18 protein-coding genes are annotated in these 15505 nt (G+C 59.0%); 9 read left to right on the top strand and 9 right to left on the bottom strand.

Translation table 11 applies throughout. From position 1 onward, the window contains the following. The first annotated feature begins 3 nt into the window (after nucleotides 1–3). Together QVF59_RS19185 and QVF59_RS19180 are read left to right on the top strand one after the other, a co-directional pair. Entirely contained in the window at nucleotides 4–738 is a 735-nt protein-coding gene (locus tag QVF59_RS19185) for an amino acid ABC transporter ATP-binding protein (RefSeq protein ID WP_287882181.1), read from the top strand. 255 nt (nucleotides 739–993) lie between these two features. Beyond that, a complete protein-coding gene (locus tag QVF59_RS19180; RefSeq protein ID WP_159880475.1) occupies nucleotides 994–2205 on the top strand; it encodes an EAL and HDOD domain-containing protein in 1212 nt (403 codons plus the stop codon). Between the two features lie 36 nt (nucleotides 2206–2241). Here QVF59_RS19180 and QVF59_RS19175 read toward each other — a convergent pair whose 3' ends face one another. The 3 genes from QVF59_RS19175 to QVF59_RS19165 are packed head-to-tail and all read right to left on the bottom strand — an operon-like array spanning nucleotide 2242 to nucleotide 6120. After that, complete coding sequence (locus tag QVF59_RS19175) at nucleotides 2242–3852, bottom strand: response regulator (RefSeq protein ID WP_159880473.1); 1611 nt, start codon at nucleotides 3850–3852, stop codon at nucleotides 2242–2244. A gap of 56 nt (nucleotides 3853–3908) precedes the next feature. Further along, on the bottom strand, nucleotides 3909–5045 hold the full coding sequence (locus QVF59_RS19170; protein WP_159880471.1) for a PilT/PilU family type 4a pilus ATPase: 1137 nt from the start codon (nucleotides 5043–5045) through the stop codon (nucleotides 3909–3911). A 37-nt stretch (nucleotides 5046–5082) separates the two neighbouring features. Next, nucleotides 5083–6120 (bottom strand): type IV pilus twitching motility protein PilT, encoded by a 1038-nt coding sequence (locus tag QVF59_RS19165; RefSeq protein WP_159880469.1) that lies wholly within the window; start codon nucleotides 6118–6120, stop codon nucleotides 5083–5085. Between the two features lie 159 nt (nucleotides 6121–6279). Between QVF59_RS19165 and QVF59_RS19160 the strand changes: the two genes are divergently transcribed. The 6 genes from QVF59_RS19160 (at nucleotide 6280) to aroG (ending at nucleotide 10659) form a co-directional block, all read left to right on the top strand. Further along, a complete protein-coding gene (locus QVF59_RS19160; RefSeq protein WP_287881950.1) occupies nucleotides 6280–6975 on the top strand; it encodes a YggS family pyridoxal phosphate-dependent enzyme in 696 nt (231 codons plus the stop codon). Nucleotides 6976–7039: 64 nt separating this feature from the next. Then, on the top strand, nucleotides 7040–7843 hold the full coding sequence (gene proC / locus QVF59_RS19155) for a pyrroline-5-carboxylate reductase (RefSeq protein WP_287881948.1): 804 nt from the start codon (nucleotides 7040–7042) through the stop codon (nucleotides 7841–7843). A 6-nt stretch (nucleotides 7844–7849) separates the two neighbouring features. Further along, the gene (locus tag QVF59_RS19150; RefSeq protein ID WP_287881946.1) at nucleotides 7850–8431 is read left to right on the top strand and encodes a YggT family protein; all 582 of its coding nucleotides are present in this window, start codon (nucleotides 7850–7852) and stop codon (nucleotides 8429–8431) included. Between the two features lie 74 nt (nucleotides 8432–8505). Further along, nucleotides 8506–8811, top strand: a complete 306-nt coding sequence (locus tag QVF59_RS19145) for a c-type cytochrome (RefSeq protein WP_089082493.1) — start codon at nucleotides 8506–8508, stop codon at nucleotides 8809–8811. A gap of 200 nt (nucleotides 8812–9011) precedes the next feature. Next, entirely contained in the window at nucleotides 9012–9422 is a 411-nt protein-coding gene (gene dksA, locus QVF59_RS19140; protein ID WP_089082494.1) for an RNA polymerase-binding protein DksA, read from the top strand. Between the two features lie 160 nt (nucleotides 9423–9582). Beyond that, nucleotides 9583–10659 carry a 3-deoxy-7-phosphoheptulonate synthase AroG gene (gene aroG / locus QVF59_RS19135; protein WP_159880461.1) on the top strand — a complete coding sequence of 359 codons (1077 nt, stop codon included), beginning with the start codon at nucleotides 9583–9585 and terminating at the stop codon, nucleotides 10657–10659. Nucleotides 10660–10732: 73 nt separating this feature from the next. Here aroG and QVF59_RS19130 read toward each other — a convergent pair whose 3' ends face one another. Next, nucleotides 10733–11695, bottom strand: coding sequence for a DMT family transporter (locus QVF59_RS19130; protein WP_287881943.1), 963 nt, complete (start codon nucleotides 11693–11695; stop codon nucleotides 10733–10735). A 203-nt stretch (nucleotides 11696–11898) separates the two neighbouring features. On the opposite strand from QVF59_RS19130, the gene QVF59_RS19125 reads away from it, so the two are divergent. Beyond that, nucleotides 11899–12840, top strand: a complete 942-nt coding sequence (locus tag QVF59_RS19125; RefSeq protein ID WP_287881941.1) for a LysR substrate-binding domain-containing protein — start codon at nucleotides 11899–11901, stop codon at nucleotides 12838–12840. Here the strand turns inward: QVF59_RS19125 and mobA are convergent. From mobA to fba, 5 genes are all read right to left on the bottom strand, one after another. After that, complete coding sequence (mobA, locus tag QVF59_RS19120) at nucleotides 12788–13369, bottom strand: molybdenum cofactor guanylyltransferase MobA (protein WP_287882179.1); 582 nt, start codon at nucleotides 13367–13369, stop codon at nucleotides 12788–12790. The two genes, QVF59_RS19125 and mobA, sit on opposite strands and share 53 nt — an antisense overlap. Next, a complete protein-coding gene (locus QVF59_RS19115) occupies nucleotides 13369–13827 on the bottom strand; it encodes a molybdenum cofactor biosynthesis protein MoaE (protein ID WP_287881939.1) in 459 nt (152 codons plus the stop codon). The genes mobA and QVF59_RS19115 overlap by 1 nt, the downstream gene beginning before the upstream one ends. 1 nt (nucleotide 13828) lies before the next feature. Then, nucleotides 13829–14080, bottom strand: a complete 252-nt coding sequence (gene moaD / locus QVF59_RS19110) for a molybdopterin converting factor subunit 1 (RefSeq protein ID WP_089082499.1) — start codon at nucleotides 14078–14080, stop codon at nucleotides 13829–13831. After that, nucleotides 14077–14217, bottom strand: a complete 141-nt coding sequence (locus tag QVF59_RS19105) for a hypothetical protein (protein ID WP_287881937.1) — start codon at nucleotides 14215–14217, stop codon at nucleotides 14077–14079. Before QVF59_RS19105 ends, moaD begins: the two co-directional genes overlap by 4 nt. 129 nt (nucleotides 14218–14346) lie before the next feature. Continuing rightward, nucleotides 14347–15411, bottom strand: a complete 1065-nt coding sequence (gene fba, locus QVF59_RS19100; RefSeq protein ID WP_159880449.1) for a class II fructose-bisphosphate aldolase — start codon at nucleotides 15409–15411, stop codon at nucleotides 14347–14349. Nucleotides 15412–15505 lie beyond the last annotated feature (94 nt).

Below are 15505 nucleotides of genomic sequence, written 5' to 3'. Positions count from 1 at the left end.
GCGATGATTAGCATCAACAATGTAAGCAAGTGGTATGGCGATTTCCAGGTGCTGACCGATTGCACCACCGGCGTCAAGAAAGGCGAAGTGGTGGTGGTGTGCGGCCCGTCCGGCTCCGGCAAGTCTACGTTGATCAAGTGCGTCAATGCACTGGAACCCTTCCAGAAGGGTGAAATCATTGTCGACGGCATCTCGGTGGGCGACCCGAAAACCGATCTGCCCAAGCTGCGTAGCCGCGTGGGCATGGTGTTCCAGCACTTTGAGCTGTTCCCGCATCTGTCCATTACCGAAAACCTGGCCATTGCCCAGGTCAAGGTACTGGGCCGCAGCACGGACGAGGCTCGCGATAAGGGCCTGAAGCTGCTGGATCGGGTGGGCCTGAAAGCCCATGCGCACAAATTCCCCGGCCAGTTGTCCGGTGGTCAGCAGCAGCGCGTGGCCATTGCCCGTGCGCTGGCGATGGATCCGATTGCCATGCTGTTTGACGAGCCCACCAGTGCGCTGGACCCGGAAATGATCAACGAAGTGCTGGATGTGATGACCGAGCTGGCCCAGGAAGGTATGACCATGATGTGCGTGACCCACGAAATGGGCTTTGCCCGCCGTGTGGCGCATCGTGTCATCTTCATGGACAAGGGGGCCATCGTGGAGGACTGCGACAAGGACGCCTTCTTCGGCGACATCAATGCCCGTTCAGAACGTGCCCGTCAGTTCCTGTCCAAGATCCTGCAGCACTGAGACCATCAGCCTGCAGTACCGAAAACCCGGCCCCGGCCGGGTTTTTTCATGCCCCACCCAGCGCCGAGTAACCGGTTGATGACAGTAGAATCCAGTTCTTGCCGCGCACAGATGACACTATCCGCCTTATTAGTTGATAATGATTACAAGTGATGTAATCACCAATGTATTATTGACGGAGTAAAATCCCTGCCAAGCCATCTGCTACGGGCCTACACTGACAATAGTGTCAACGATTTGCCGCCAGGTCCCTTCATGTATTCGACCCGCTATCTTGGGCGACAGCCCATTGTCGATGCCAACCAGCAGTTGGTGGCATACGAACTGTTGTTCCGCTCCAGTCAGGCCAATGTCGCCCGGGTCAACGATGATGTGATGGCCACCACAGCGGTGATCCGCCATGCCTTTGTCGATCTGGGTGTGGGTGAAGTACTGGGAGACCGGCTGGGCTTCATCAATGTCAGTGACACCCTGTTGATGGATGATCTGCTGGACGTTTTGCCCTGCGACAAGGTGGTGCTGGAGATCCTGGAAACGGTCAAGGTAACCCCGGCCTTGCTGGACAGGCTGGCTGATCTGCGCCGCAAGGGCTTCAGGCTGGCGATGGACGATGTCATCGAACTGGATGACGACCGGCGTGCCCTGCTGCCGCTGGTGGATATCATCAAGATCGACCTGGTGGCACTCAGCCTGCTGCAATTGCGTGAGCTGGTGGTGCAGCTGGCCGGTTTCCCCGGCATTCTGCTGGCCGAGAAGGTGGATACGGTGGAGCAGTTTGCGCTGTGCCGCGAACTGGGCATCCAGTGGTTCCAGGGCTATTTCTTTGCTCGGCCTACGGTATTGTCCACCCGCCAGGCCAATGCCAGCCAGCATGCCATGCTCAGCCTGCTGGGCTTGCTGATGAGCGATGCCGACAATGAGGAACTGGCACAGGCACTGAAGCTGGCACCGGATGTGGTGCTGATGCTGATGAAGCTCGGCACTACGGCTTCTGCGGCAACGCGTCGACCGGTATCGTCAGTGCAGGAGGCCATCATGGTGCTGGGGCGGGCCAAGATAAAACGCTGGTCCATGCTGCTGCTGTTTGCCAGCAATGCCACCAATATCGAACCACAGCGCAATCCGCTGCTGGAGCTGGCCGCCACGCGCGGGCGCATCATGGAGCTGCTGGCCGAAGCCTGTTATCCACAGCGGCGCGATGTACAGGACAGCGCCTTCATGATCGGCATGCTGTCACTGGTGGATGTGCTGGTACAGCAGCCCAAGGCCGAGGTGATTGCTGGCTTGCCGGTGGATGACATCCTGAAGGAAGCGGTACTGGAAGGCCGGCATGTGCTGGGCGAATTGTTGCGCGTGACCGAATCGCTGGAGAACGAGGTGGAGCCTCAACTCGCGGGTTACGACCCGGAAATGCTGATGCGGGTGCAGACCCAGGCGCTGGACTGGGTCAACAGCATGTGGAAATGACACTGCCCAGCCCGTGCGGTCCCCAGCCGAACTGATCTAGTCACCATCCTGATCATGCAGCCGGTTAAGAAAGCCCTGTACCCGTTCGTTATCCCTCGGCAGCCAGTCCAGAATCTCATGCAGCATGCGGTCGTATTCGGCCACATCCTGATTTTTCTTGCGCAGTTGCTCCCGAACCCGCAGCAAAATGGCACAGGCGTTCATGCCCGTACGCTCGTTGTACAGGCGCATGGCCATTTCATGCAGCATATGGCCTGCTTCGGCGGCTCGGCCCTCGGTCGTCAGTTCCACGGCCCGGTTGCTTTGCTCCTGCAATTCGGCATAGGCCTGCTCGATCAATTCGCTGCAATGGGGATGCTTGCGGGCAATTTCCTGTAGCGTAGCCAGTTCGTGCCGGCTGTAGGCAAAACGCATGGTGATGGTACGGGTCCAGTTTTCCAGCAGCGACGGGTCTGGCAAGGTTTCTGGCAGGCGTACCACGGCCCCCAGAAAACGCTGGGCCGATTCAAAGTGCACAAAGGGTTTGAGCAGGTCGCCAGCCGCCTGCTTGAGCAAGCCCAGCGCCTCCTCGGCCCGTTGCTGTACCAGCGCGGTCAGTGCCTTGCAGGTGAGCAGGGTGAATTGCGCTTCGGGGCGATCGGCCAGGCTGGCGCTGATTTCGGCTTGCAGACGGTCGATATTCTGGGTATTGCCGGTTTCGGAATAAGCCTGCAGCAAGTCGACCAGTACTTCCGGGCCAAAGAAATTGTTGTTACGCCCTACTTCCACCGCCCGTTGCAGGTATTGTGCACCCTTTTCCGGATCTCCAGAGCGCAGGGCCGCGGTGCCACAGCTTTTCAGACGATGAAAATTGCGTGGTGAAATGCTGACTGCTTTTTCCAGCACATCAACGGCCTGTGCATACTGCCCTTCGTCGATCAGGTTCTGCGCCAGCAAGTCGTAGGCGTCGGTATAAAGCGGTGCATCCTGGATGATTTCCTTGAGCAGCGCGCTGGATTCGCCCTGCATGCCCTGGTCGGCCTGGATGCGCGCCACGCCCATCTTGGCCCAGGGAATCACTTTGCTTTCCAGCAATTCCTGGTAGATGTGCAGTGCCTCGCCCTGGCGGCCTTCGGTCACCAGCAGTTCGGCACACAACCGGTTGGCGTCAATGCGGTTGGCCGTGCCCGGCGCGGCAGCAACCAGCTGCTGCAAGGTGCTGATGGCACCACTGCGGTTGCCCTTCTCCAGTTGTTCGTGGGCCGGGGCCAGAAACTGTTTGCGCTTGTGGGCATTATTCATGCGGGTAAGCAGCAGGTTGGAGTTGAAGGGCTTGAGGATGTAATCATCCGGAGCCATTTCGGCGGCAGCTACCACGCGTTCGTATTTGCGCTCGCCGGTAATCATGATCCAGATGGTGGGTAGCGGTAGCGCCCCGGTTTTGCGCAGTGCTTCCAGCAATTCCTGGCCGTCCATACCGTCGCCCAGGTTGTAGTCGCACAGCACGACATCAAAGCGCCGCCCTTTGAGCCTGGCGCGCCCTTCGGCAGCGCTGCTGACTGCATCGGAGCGGGTAATGCCAGCCATGGACAGCATGGTACGCAGGCCCTGACGTACGGTAAGCGAATCCTCGATGATGAGGACAGTCGTGTTTTCGTCGAAGTACATCTGTTATTTTCCAGTCGCCCGTGCAGGTGGCTCAGCCTGGGCGTAATGCCACCGGCTCAGACGATGTTCAGATGGTCGATGCCATCCAGCGGGTCGCGTCCTTTCGAGCTCTCGCTGTATAGCTTGATCTTCAGGCGCAGGTCGTTGATGGAGTCGGCATTGCGCAGCGCATCTTCGTAACTGATGTAGCCGGCTTCGAACAGGTCGAACAGCGACTGGTCGAAGGTTTGCATGCCGGACTCGCGTGCACGGCTCATCACTTCCTTCAGGCTGGCAATTTCGCCCTTGAAGATCATGTCGGAAATCAACGGCGTATTGAGCATGATTTCCACCGCAGCCACCCGTCCGCGCCCGGTCTTGATTGGCAGCAGGCGCTGCGAAATGATGGAGCGCATGTTCAGCGACAAGTCCATCAGCACCTGCTGGTGGCGTTCTTCCGGGAAGAAGTTAAGGATGCGGTCCAGCGCCTGGTTGGCATTGTTGGCGTGCAGTGTGGCCAGGCACAGGTGGCCGGTTTCGGCGAACTGCAGCGCATAGCCCATGGTTTCCCGGTCGCGGATTTCCCCCATCAGGATCACATCCGGGGCCTGGCGCAGGGTATTTTTCAGGGCAACTTCCCAGTCTTCGGTATCCACGCCTACTTCGCGCTGGGTGACAATCGACTTCTTGTGCTGATGCACGTATTCGATCGGGTCCTCGATGGTGATGATGTGGTCCTGGTTATGGCTGTTGCGCCAGTCAACCAGAGCTGCCAGTGAGGTGGATTTGCCCGAGCCGGTACCGCCAACGAAAATCACCAGCCCGCGCTTGATCAGCGCAATGTCCTGTAATACCTCGGGCAGGTTCAGCTTGTCGAAGGTGGGAATCTCGGTATTGATCTTGCGCAGTACCATGCCGGCACAGCCCTGCTGGATGAAGGCGCTGACCCGGAAACGCCCGATGCCCGGCGGGTTGATGGCGAAATTGGCCTCTTTCTTCGATTCGAACTCTTCCGTCTGGCGGTCGTTCATCACCGAGCGCACCAGCTCCTTGGTGTGCTGTGCCGACAGCGGCTGAGGCGCTACCGGGGTGATCTTGCCGTCGATTTTCATTGCCGGCGGGAATTCGGCTGAAATGAAAATATCAGACGCGTTTTTACCGACTGCATGTTTGAGCAAGTCGTGAATGAATTTTGATGCCTGGTCTTTTTCCATGATGGCCATCCGAGCGGGCTAGCGTGCCTGCTTTAGTTTAGAACGCATCCTTGGACGCTGCTTTCTGGCGTGCTTCGTTTGGCGCAACAATATTGCGCCGTACCAGCTCCTGCAGACACTGGTCCAGCGTTTGCATGCCGTGTTGCTGGCCGGTCTGGATCATTGAGTTGATCTGGGCGATTTTGTTTTCGCGAATCAGGTTGCGGATGGCCGGTGTCCCGATCATGATTTCATGTGCCGCCACCCGACCATTGCCGTCCTTGGTTTTCAGCAGGGTCTGGGAGATGACTGCGCGTACCGATTCGGACAGCATCGAACGTACCATTTCCTTTTCCCCGGCCGGGAACACATCGACGATACGGTCGATGGTCTTTGCCGCAGAACTGGTGTGCAGGGTGCCGAATACCAGATGGCCGGTTTCAGCTGCCGTCAGCGCCAGGCGGATGGTTTCCAGATCGCGCAATTCACCCACCAGGATTACATCCGGGTCTTCACGCAGTGCCGAACGCAGGGCATTGGAGAAGCTGTGGGTCTGCAGGCCAAGCTCGCGCTGGTTGATTAGCGATTTCTTGCTTTCGTGCACGAATTCGATCGGGTCTTCCACCGTCAGGATGTGCGAATAATTGTTTTCGTTGACAAAATCCACCATCGCCGCCAGCGTGGTGGATTTACCGGAACCGGTCGGGCCGGTAACCAGCACCAGGCCGCGCGGGTAGCTGGAAATATCCTGGAAAATCTTGGGTGCCCCCAGTTGCTCCAGCGTCAGCACCTTGGACGGAATCACACGGAATACCGCGCCCATGCCGCGGTTCTGCACGAAAGCATTTACCCGGAAACGGGCTATGCCGGGTAATTCAAAGGAAAAATCGCATTCGAATTCGTCTTCGAAAATCTTGCGCTGATAGTCATTCATGATGTCGTACACCATATCGTGCACATCATGGTGATCCAGCGGCGGCAGGTTGATGCGACGAACATCGCCGTGAACCCGGATCATCGGTGGCAGACCTGCGGACAGGTGCAGGTCAGATGCCTTGTTCTTGACGGTAAAGGCCAAGAGCTCGGAAATTTCCATTTATAATTTCTCCACGATTACCCGGCAGCGGGCATGACGCTAACGTTTTTTTGCGATTGTAAGCGCAAGCCGTTGCAAAAGGATATGTAGATAGCAATAGAGGCAGCAGTCCTGCCATTTTCGTTGTAGAGAGCGCCCGGCTGCGCCACAAGGAGCAATATGAGCGATTCCATCGCACAGGCCATTACCGATGTCTGCCAGCGCATCCGTGCCGCCGAAACCGCTGCAGGCCGGCAAACCGGCAGCGTGCGTCTGCTGGCGGTCAGTAAGACTTTTCCTGCCAGTGCCGTGCAGGAAGCTTATGCCACTGGCCAGCGTGCCTTTGGCGAAAACTATGTGCAGGAGCTGCAGGCCAAGGCTGCGGCCCTTGCTGGGCTGGATATCGAGTGGCATTTCATTGGTCCGCTGCAGTCCAACAAAACCCGTATCGTGGCAGAAAATGCCCATTGGGTGCACTCCATCGAACGGTTGAAGATTGCACAGCGCCTGTCCGAGCAGCGTCCGGCAACACTGCCGCCCCTGCAGGTTTGTGTGCAAGTGAATGTGTCCGGTGAGGACAGCAAGAGCGGCTGCGCACCTGCCGAAGCCAGGGCGCTGGCCCAGGCGGTGGCGGCACTGCCGAATCTGCAGCTGCGAGGCCTCATGTGCATTCCCGAGCCAACCGACGACAGGGAAAAGCTGGCGGGCCAGTTTGCCCTATTGCGTCAGTTGCAGGATGAATTGCGCGAAGACGGCCTCACATTGGATACTGTATCCATGGGAATGTCTTCCGACATGACGCAAGCCATCGCGGCAGGCAGCACCATGGTGCGGGTAGGCACTGCCATTTTCGGTGCCCGCCACTATCATGCATAACATCAGCAACCGGGCAGCAGGACTGTCCGGGCATGGCAATAGAGATCAAGAGGAAAAACAGGCAATGCAGATTACCTTCATCGGCGGCGGCAACATGGCTACGGCCATCATCGGCGGACTCCATCAGCAAGGCGGCCATCGCATTCATGTGGTGGACCCCAACACCACCAAGCTGGCGGAATTGAGCCGTGATTTTGGCGTGACAACAGCCAGCGACCTGCCGGAGCAACTGTCGGCGGATGATATCGTGCTGCTGGCCGTCAAGCCGCAACAGCTGAAAGATGTCTGCCAGGCGCTGGCACCACGGCTGAATGGCGGCATGGTATTGTCGATTGCCGCCGGCATCCGCTGTGATGCCATGGCACGCTGGCTGGGCAGCGAACGCATTGTGCGCGTGATGCCCAATACCCCGGCCATGGTGGGCAAGGGCGTATCCGGCTTGTATGCTGGCAGTGGCGTCAGCGCGGAAGACCGCAGCAATGCCGAAACCATCATGCAGGCTGCCGGTATTACGGTATGGCTGGACAAGGAAGAAGGCATAGACGACATTACCTGCGTTTCCGGCAGTGGCCCGGCCTATGTGTTCTACTTTATCGAAAGCATGATCGAAGCCGCCGAACAGGCCGGCTTTGCTGCCGACGAAGCACGCCGGCTGGTACTGGCCACCTTTGATGGTGCAGTGGAGCTGGCACGCCAGAGCACGCTGCCGGTAGCCACCCTGCGTACCAACGTGATGTCCAAGGGCGGCACCACCGAACGTGCCATCGCCCGTTTTGAAACCGAAGGCGTCAAGGCTGCCATCATTGCGGGTGCCATGGATTGCCGTGACCGCTCCATCGAAATGGGTCAACAACTCAGTCAGGATTAAAGCTTCATGTTTCTGGAAACCGTGCAATCTCTGATCAAGACCATCGCCGACCTGTTTGTACTGGTTCTGCTGCTGCGTTTTTACCTGCAAGTGGCCCGGGCACCGTTCAAGCACCCCTTGTGCCAGTTTGTCATGGCCGCCACCAATTTTGCTGTGCTGCCGCTGCGCAAGCTGGTGCCATCGCTGCGCGGTTATGACAGCGCCACCATGCTGCTGGCCTGGCTGGTAAGCATGGTTTCCAGCGTCATCATCCTGTCGCTCAATCCGATGTACAGCCTGGCAGCACCAGAAACCTGGCTGGCACTCACCCTGCTGGCTGTGCTGGATGTGTTCAAGCAGTCGTTGATCTTGCTGATGGGCGCGGTCATTGTGCAGGCGGTGCTCAGCTGGGTGAACCCCTATAACCCGCTCAGCCCGATTCTGGATGCCCTGACCCGGCCGTTTCTCAAACCCTTCCGCCGCGCTACGGTGGGCGGGGTCGACCTGTCGCCGATGATTCTGTTCCTGATCATCCAGTTTGTTCTGATGCCGCTGGTGCAGTACCTGGAAAACAGCTTCTTGATGCAACTCAAAGTGGTGATGCAGTAAATGTGTTTATTTGTCAGGCTCTGTTATATCTGAAAAGATGTAGAGACATTTCCTCAATGATCTGGAGAATCGTGATGAAGAAAATGCTGCTTGCTGCCCTGCTGCTGGGTACTGTTGCTGCACCTGCCATGGCTAACCTGCAACTGGCACAAAAGAACAATTGCCTGTCCTGTCACGCGGTAGACCACAAGGTGGTGGGTCCGGCTTACAAGGATGTGGCCAAGAAGTACGCTGGTGACAAAGGTGCCGAAGCCAAGCTGATCGCCAAGGTAAAAGCAGGTGGTTCCGGTGTGTGGGGCCCGATCCCGATGCCGCCGAACGCTCAGGTCAGTGACGCCGACGTCAAGACTCTGGTGAAGTGGATTCTGTCGCAGAAATAAGTGCGGATTGTAGTTCCAAGGCGGCTTCGGCCGCCTTTTTCATGTGACAAGCTTGTTACCCGCCGCGATTGGCGCTATACCAAGTGTCAGCAGCGGGGCGAGCCGGAGAAGGGAATTGTAGCTGGCAGTTGCACAAATCCGATACCGTGGGTAATCTTCTTCGCCTGTCTGCCAACTCTCATGCTGGAAGCACCAAAATTATGGCCAAGCTGACCGAACAAGATATTCTCAACTGGGAAGGCGATGATTACATGAACGCCGACCATCTTGAGTTCTTCAAAGACCGGTTGTTGCAGATGCAGCAGGAGTTGTTGATCAACGCCAATGCCACTGCCAACCATCTGCAAGAGCAGGAAGCCACCCCGGACCCTGCCGATCGCGCCACGCTGGAAGAAGAATATGCGCTGGAATTGCGCACCCGTGACCGCGAGCGCAAGCTGCTGCAGAAGATTCAGGCCTCGATCCGTCAGATTGACGATGGCTCCTACGGCTATTGCGAAGACACTGGCGAACCCATTGGCCTGCGCCGCCTGATGGCGCGTCCGACAGCCACCCTGTCGGTGGAAGCCCAGGAGCGCCGTGAACGGATGAAGCGCCAATACGCAGACTGAGCCAGCGCGACATTCTACCCTGACAAAGCGTCATCGCCTTGCGATGGCGCTTTTTGTTTTTTTGCCTGTGCATGCCACTCACACAAGGGCTTGTCGGCCATGGCTGGTACGGGTATCTTGCTGCTATGCAAGGTAAAAACGATATCAGCTAGGGACAAACATGCAACGCCAGACCGACGACGTCAGAATCAACGAAATCAAGGAATTACTGCCTCCGATTGCCCATCTGTACGAACTGCCCATCACCGAAACCGCTTCCGAAGTCATCTACACCACCCGCAAGGACATTGCCGCCCTGCTGCGTGGTGAGGATGATCGCCTGCTGGTGGTGATCGGCCCCTGTTCGATTCACGATACCGATGCCGCCATCGAGTACGCGCGCAAGCTCTCCACGCTGCGCAACAGTCTGGCTGGCGAGTTGGTGGTGGTGATGCGTGTGTACTTTGAAAAGCCGCGCACCACCGTGGGCTGGAAGGGTCTGATCAACGACCCGCACCTGAACGAATCCTACGATATCAATACCGGCCTGCGCCTGGCGCGCCGTCTGCTGCTCACGCTCAACGACATGGGCATTCCGGCGGCAACCGAATTCCTCGACATGATCACCCCGCAATATTTTGCCGACCTGATCAGTTGGGGTGCCATTGGTGCACGTACCACCGAAAGCCAGGTTCACCGCGAACTGGCTTCCGGTCTGTCCTGCCCGGTGGGTTTCAAGAACGGTACTGACGGCAACCTGAAAATTGCCGTGGATGCCATCCGCTCGGCCAGCGTGTCGCACCACTTCCTGTCGGTTACCAAGACCGGTCATTCCGCCATTGTGTCCACCGGCGGCAATCCAGATTGCCATGTCATCCTGCGTGGTGGCAAGGAACCCAACTACTCGGCCGAGCATGTACGCGCCGCCGCTGCCGAACTGGCGGCCGTGGGCCTGCCGCAAAAGCTGATGGTGGATTTCAGCCATGCCAACAGCCGCAAGGACTATCGTCGTCAGATGGAAGTGGCGGACGACGTGGCTGGCCAACTGGCAGCCGGAGATCAGCATATCTTTGGCGTGATGGTGGAAAGCCATCTGGCAGAAGGCCGTCAGGACCTGAAGCCGGGCTGCGAGCTGAAATACGGTCAGAGCATCACCGATGCCTGTATCGGTTGGGATGACACCGAGAAGCTGCTTACCACCTTGGCCGATGCGGTCAAGGCACGCCGTGCCAAACTGGGCACGGTTGGTGGCAAATAAGCTCTCTTGCATCCGATATGAAAAACGCTGCCCTCGGCAGCGTTTTTTTATGACCAGCACCAAGTGGCAAGCTTTAGCCGCCTTGCAGGACCACTTCCGTTGCCGGTTCGTCCGGAGCGGCATGCCGCCGTACCGCCCAGGCCACCCCGCCAAGCAACAGCAGCATGGAGGCCAGTTCCAGCGGTCGCGGCCAGCGTTGCAGCCAGGCAAAGCCATACAGCAAGGCAAACAGCGTTTCAAATACGATCAACTGACCGGACAAGGTGGGTGGCAGACGGCGCGCTGCGGCATACCACAGTGCATTGGCCAGCCAGGAACCGCCGAGCGCACACGCGGCAGCAGCCAGCCAGAACAGCTGCCACTGCCCGTTGCTGACGGCATGGCTGACCATGGGCAACCCCAGCCCCTTGCCAACCAGCCACAACACACCGCCCATCATCCCGGTCACCATGCCCAGCAGGCAAGACCATTCATGGCTGTCAAAACAGGGGCGCTGGCGCAGATAGCGCGTATTGCGGGAGGCAAACCAGCTCCAACTGGCCAGTGCACCCAGCGCAGCCAGTACGCCCAGGATACGGTCTGCCACGCTGGCAGTGGCCGGATGGCTGCCGGCAAAGGTATCGATATTGATGCAGACAATGCCGGCCAGCACCATCAGCAAGGGCCAGGCCAGTTGGCGCAGCGACAGCGCACCCTCGTCTTTCAGCCCCAGCAGGGTAATGGTGACCGGCAGCACACCGACAATCAGCGAGGCGGGAGCAATGCCGACCAGCTGGATGGCGGCTGCCAGCAGAATGAAATACAGCAGATTGCCGACCAGTGACAGTACGGTCAGCATGAGCAGGTCCCGGCTTTGCAGCTTGGCCCGTATCCGCCCGGCCCGCGGCAGTGCCAGCAGCAAGGAGATGACGCCATACAGCGTGAAGCGAACCGCGCTGAGCAGCCAGGGGCTGAAGGCCGGCATGACCTGCGGCACCATCAGCACCATGCCCCATACCGCACCGGCCAGGCCGGCATAACTGACTCCGCGTTTCATTTTGCATCTTCCCTGCGCAACTGATGATGACCCAAGGCTACGTGCTGGCAGGGCGGGCCGACAAAGGATATCTCGGCATTCACGCATTCCTTGCAGGAATGGCATATCTTGCATGGGGCTTGTCCGGGTTAATATCATGCTTCAATACAAGATGCTGAACGGGAATGTCAGCCCGGCAGCAGTGATGATGGGGACGCAAATACATGAGCCGGTATCTGAAGAATCTGCCGCCGCTGGAAAGCCTGATTCATTTTGAGGCAGTACTGCGCAATGGCAGCTTTACCAAGGCGGCCACCGAGCTGTGTGTGACGCAAAGTGCGGTGAGTAAGCAGATTCGCGCGCTGGAAGACTGGCTCAAGCTGCCGCTGTTCGAGCGGCTGGTGCGCGGCATCCAGCCTACCCCGGCCGGGCTGGCCTTGCAGCGCGAGGTCGGCCCCATGCTGCAATCGCTGTTGCGCAGCGTGGTGCGGCTGCAGGCCGAGCACAACCGCCATACCCTTACCGTGAATTGCACCCATGCGGTGGCGCAGTTCTGGCTGTTTCCCCGGCTGGTGGCCTTCAGTCAGCAGCACCCCGACATTACGGTGAATATTCATGCCAGCAACAGCATGGATGAAGCCAGCGTGGCCGAATACGACTTTGCCATTTTCTATGGCGATGGCCAGTGGAGCTCGCTGGCGGCCGAGCCACTGTTTCCCGAAGTGGTATACCCGGTGTACAGCGCGCAGCTTGATTACCCAGCCATCACGCAGGTGGAGCAGCTAGCTGAGTTGCCGCTGATCCAGCTGGATTCATCGGCCTGGAATTGCATCAACTGGCATGACTGGTTTGGCCACTTCGGCCTGGCTTATACCGCGCAGGAGCGGGTGCCGATGTTCAATCAGGTGACGCTGGCCTTCAATGCCGTGTTGCAAAGAATGGGCATCGGACTGGGCTGGGAGTTCATGGCGCATGATCTGCTGCAGCAAGGCGTGCTCAAGCGGCTGGGGCCGTTTGCCTTTGTCAGCGGCAAGGTGGATTTCCTGGTCCACCCGCGCCACAAATCATTGAGCGACAATGCCCGGCTGTTCAAAAGCTGGCTGCTGGACAGTGTCAGTCAACCGGCCACTGCTGCGCCAGCGCTGCCACCGCCTCCAGGGTATTGAGATTGGGAAAGGGCTGGTCAAACTGCGCGGTTACATGTTGCAGGCCGGCCAGCCAGCCGCGGATGGAACGACCGCCGCCGTCCAGGTAGGCCTGCAGCAAGGGCAGCAGGCCGGCTTGCAGCGCCAGCAGGCTGGGATGCCATTGCGCGCTATCGCTGGCGCTGACTGCCTGTTGCCCCGGCAAGGCTGCCAGCAGGCGTGCGGCAAAGTCGGTGGGCAGACACACGGCATCGCATGGCAGCATCAGCAGGATGGCATCCGGTGCCGCCTGCATGCCACTGAGCAAGCCCGCCAGTGGGCCGGGGAAATCGGGCAGACTGTCCGGCAATACCGGATGACCGTAAGCGGCGTAGGCATCCAGATTGCGGTTGGCCGAAATCAGGATTCGCGTCGGTGGCTGGCTTTGCGCGGTGAGGCTGTGCAGGGTGCGGACAATCAGCGGCTGGCCAGCCAGTTCCACCAGGCCCTTGTCCACCCCGCCCATGCGGCTGGCCTGGCCGCCGGCCAGAATCAGCGCGGTGTAAGGCATCACTGCCAGCGTCCGGCGGCGCTCTGGTCGCTGGCCTTGGCTTCCACCCAGTAACTGCTGCCATCCTGCTGGATTTCCTTTTTCCAGAATGGCGCTTCGGTCTTGAGGAAGTCCATCAGGAATTCGGCGGCGGCAAAGGCATCCTTGCGATGGCTGCTGGCGGTGACCACCAGCACGATGGCCTCGCCCAGCGGCAAATAACCCACGCGGTGGATGATAGTTGCTGCCTGTAGCTGCCAGCGTTCCCGCGCTTGCTGGATGATGGCGTGCAGTGTGTTTTCCGTCATACCCGGGTAATGCTCCAGCTCCAGCGCGGCAATGTCCTGCCGGTCGCCATAGTCGCGTACCAGGCCGCTGAAACTCACCACGGCACCGCAGGCCGGGTTGGCCGACAGGCGGGCGATTTCCGCACCGCAATCAAAGGCCTCATGCTGGATCCGCACCGTAAATGGCTGCATGTCAGCCCCCGGTAACCGGCGGGAAGATGGCCACTTCGTCCCCGTCGCTCAGTGTGGCATCCAGCCGCACCAGTTCCTGGTTGCGTGCCACCCGGAAGGCCTTGCCGGCTGCCAGCTCGCTGCTCCAGTTGCCGCCGCGCTGGCGCAATTCGGTAAGCAGCTCGTCCACGCTGCTGGCCTCGGTTTCCAACTGTTCATTACCCATGCCGAAGCTGTCTTTCAGGCGGGCAAAATACAGGATGTCGAGTTTCATGGTTGGTCCTTGGTGCGCTTGTCGTTGTTGCCATGGCCCAGCAGCATGATCCACAGGTGAAAACCCAGCCCGAGTAGTGGAATCACTGCCAGCAGAATGACGAAAAACCATTCGAGGGGAGATAACAGTTCGCTCATCATTGCAGTGTAAGCAATGGTGTGGCTTGCGCCAATGCTGCTGATGGGGGAGGCCGGCATGCGGCGGCTGGCGGATGGACATGAAAAAGCCCGCTGCAGGAGCGGGCTGATGGCAGAATGGAGGGACGCTTACTTGACGATTTGCGCCAGCTGGCCCTTCAGATACAGATTGGCCATGGTGTCCAGATTGATGGCCTTGATCTTGCTGGCCTGACCGCAGGCACCGAAGGCTTCGTAGCGGGCGATGCAGATGTCGCGCATGGCATCGGTGGAGGCCTTCAGGTATTTGCGCGGATCGAATTCCTTCGGGTTCTGCGCCATGAAGCGGCGGATGGCACCGGTGGAGGCCAGACGCAGGTCGGTGTCGATATTCACCTTGCGCACGCCGTGCTTGATGCCTTCCACGATTTCTTCCACCGGCACGCCATAGGTTTCGCCCAGCTCACCACCGAATTCGTTGATGATCTGCAGCCATTCCTGCGGTACCGAAGAGGAACCGTGCATCACCAGATGGGTGTTGGGGATGCGGGCGTGGATTTCCTTGATGCGGTCGATGCGCAGCACGTCGCCGGTGGGCTTCTTGCTGAACTTGTACGCGCCGTGGCTGGTGCCGATGGCAATGGCCAGGGCATCCACACCGGTGTCCTTGACGAAGCGGGCGGCTTCTTCCGGGTCGGTCAGCAGCTGGCTGTGGTCCAGCACGCCTTCGGCGCCCACGCCGTCTTCTTCGCCGGCCATGCCGGTTTCCAGGCTGCCCAGGCAGCCGATTTCACCTTCTACCGACACGCCACATGCGTGCGAGAAGTTCACCACGGTGCGGGTCACGTCCACGTTGTAGTCGTAGTTGGCCGGGGTCTTGCCGTCGCTTTTCAGCGAGCCGTCCATCATCACGGAAGAGAAACCCAGCTGGATGGAGCGCTGGCATACGTCCGGGCTGGTGCCGTGGTCCTGGTGCATCACCACCGGGATATGCGGGAATTCTTCCACGGCGGCCAGGATCATGTGACGCAGGAAGGGTGCGCCGGCGTATTTGCGGGCACCGGCGGAAGCCTGCACGATGACCGGTGCGTCGCACTTGTCAGCGGCTTCCATGATGGCGCGCATCTGTTCCAGGTTGTTGACGTTGAAAGCCGGCAGGCCGTAGCTGAATTCGGCTGCATGGTCCAGCAGCTGACGCATGGAAACGAGTGCCATGAAAATCTCCTCAAATCATGCCGCGGTTTGGCGGCATGGGTTTCAAATCGGGGACTGCCATCTGTGGTACAGCGGCAGTCCAATTACGCATGCG

It is taken from the genome of Aquitalea sp. (genome assembly GCF_030150775.1).
Taxonomy (GTDB): Bacteria; Pseudomonadota; Gammaproteobacteria; order Burkholderiales; family Chromobacteriaceae; genus Aquitalea; species Aquitalea denitrificans.
Note: the sequence above shows the minus strand (reverse complement) of the source record. Positions and strands in the feature narration are given on the sequence as shown.

Coding starts and splice junctions, on each gene's coding strand:
- QVF59_RS19185 (WP_287882181.1), top strand. CDS start 4: ATGATTAGCATCAACAATGTAAGCAAGTGGTATGGCGATTTCCAGGTG.
- QVF59_RS19180 (WP_159880475.1), top strand. CDS start 994: ATGTATTCGACCCGCTATCTTGGGCGACAGCCCATTGTCGATGCCAAC.
- QVF59_RS19175 (WP_159880473.1), bottom strand. CDS start 3,852: ATGTACTTCGACGAAAACACGACTGTCCTCATCATCGAGGATTCGCTT.
- QVF59_RS19170 (WP_159880471.1), bottom strand. CDS start 5,045: ATGGAAAAAGACCAGGCATCAAAATTCATTCACGACTTGCTCAAACAT.
- QVF59_RS19165 (WP_159880469.1), bottom strand. CDS start 6,120: ATGGAAATTTCCGAGCTCTTGGCCTTTACCGTCAAGAACAAGGCATCT.
- QVF59_RS19160 (WP_287881950.1), top strand. CDS start 6,280: ATGAGCGATTCCATCGCACAGGCCATTACCGATGTCTGCCAGCGCATC.
- proC (WP_287881948.1), top strand. CDS start 7,040: ATGCAGATTACCTTCATCGGCGGCGGCAACATGGCTACGGCCATCATC.
- QVF59_RS19150 (WP_287881946.1), top strand. CDS start 7,850: ATGTTTCTGGAAACCGTGCAATCTCTGATCAAGACCATCGCCGACCTG.
- QVF59_RS19145 (WP_089082493.1), top strand. CDS start 8,506: ATGAAGAAAATGCTGCTTGCTGCCCTGCTGCTGGGTACTGTTGCTGCA.
- dksA (WP_089082494.1), top strand. CDS start 9,012: ATGGCCAAGCTGACCGAACAAGATATTCTCAACTGGGAAGGCGATGAT.
- aroG (WP_159880461.1), top strand. CDS start 9,583: ATGCAACGCCAGACCGACGACGTCAGAATCAACGAAATCAAGGAATTA.
- QVF59_RS19130 (WP_287881943.1), bottom strand. CDS start 11,695: ATGAAACGCGGAGTCAGTTATGCCGGCCTGGCCGGTGCGGTATGGGGC.
- QVF59_RS19125 (WP_287881941.1), top strand. CDS start 11,899: ATGAGCCGGTATCTGAAGAATCTGCCGCCGCTGGAAAGCCTGATTCAT.
- mobA (WP_287882179.1), bottom strand. CDS start 13,369: ATGCCTTACACCGCGCTGATTCTGGCCGGCGGCCAGGCCAGCCGCATG.
- QVF59_RS19115 (WP_287881939.1), bottom strand. CDS start 13,827: ATGCAGCCATTTACGGTGCGGATCCAGCATGAGGCCTTTGATTGCGGT.
- moaD (WP_089082499.1), bottom strand. CDS start 14,080: ATGAAACTCGACATCCTGTATTTTGCCCGCCTGAAAGACAGCTTCGGC.
- QVF59_RS19105 (WP_287881937.1), bottom strand. CDS start 14,217: ATGAGCGAACTGTTATCTCCCCTCGAATGGTTTTTCGTCATTCTGCTG.
- fba (WP_159880449.1), bottom strand. CDS start 15,411: ATGGCACTCGTTTCCATGCGTCAGCTGCTGGACCATGCAGCCGAATTC.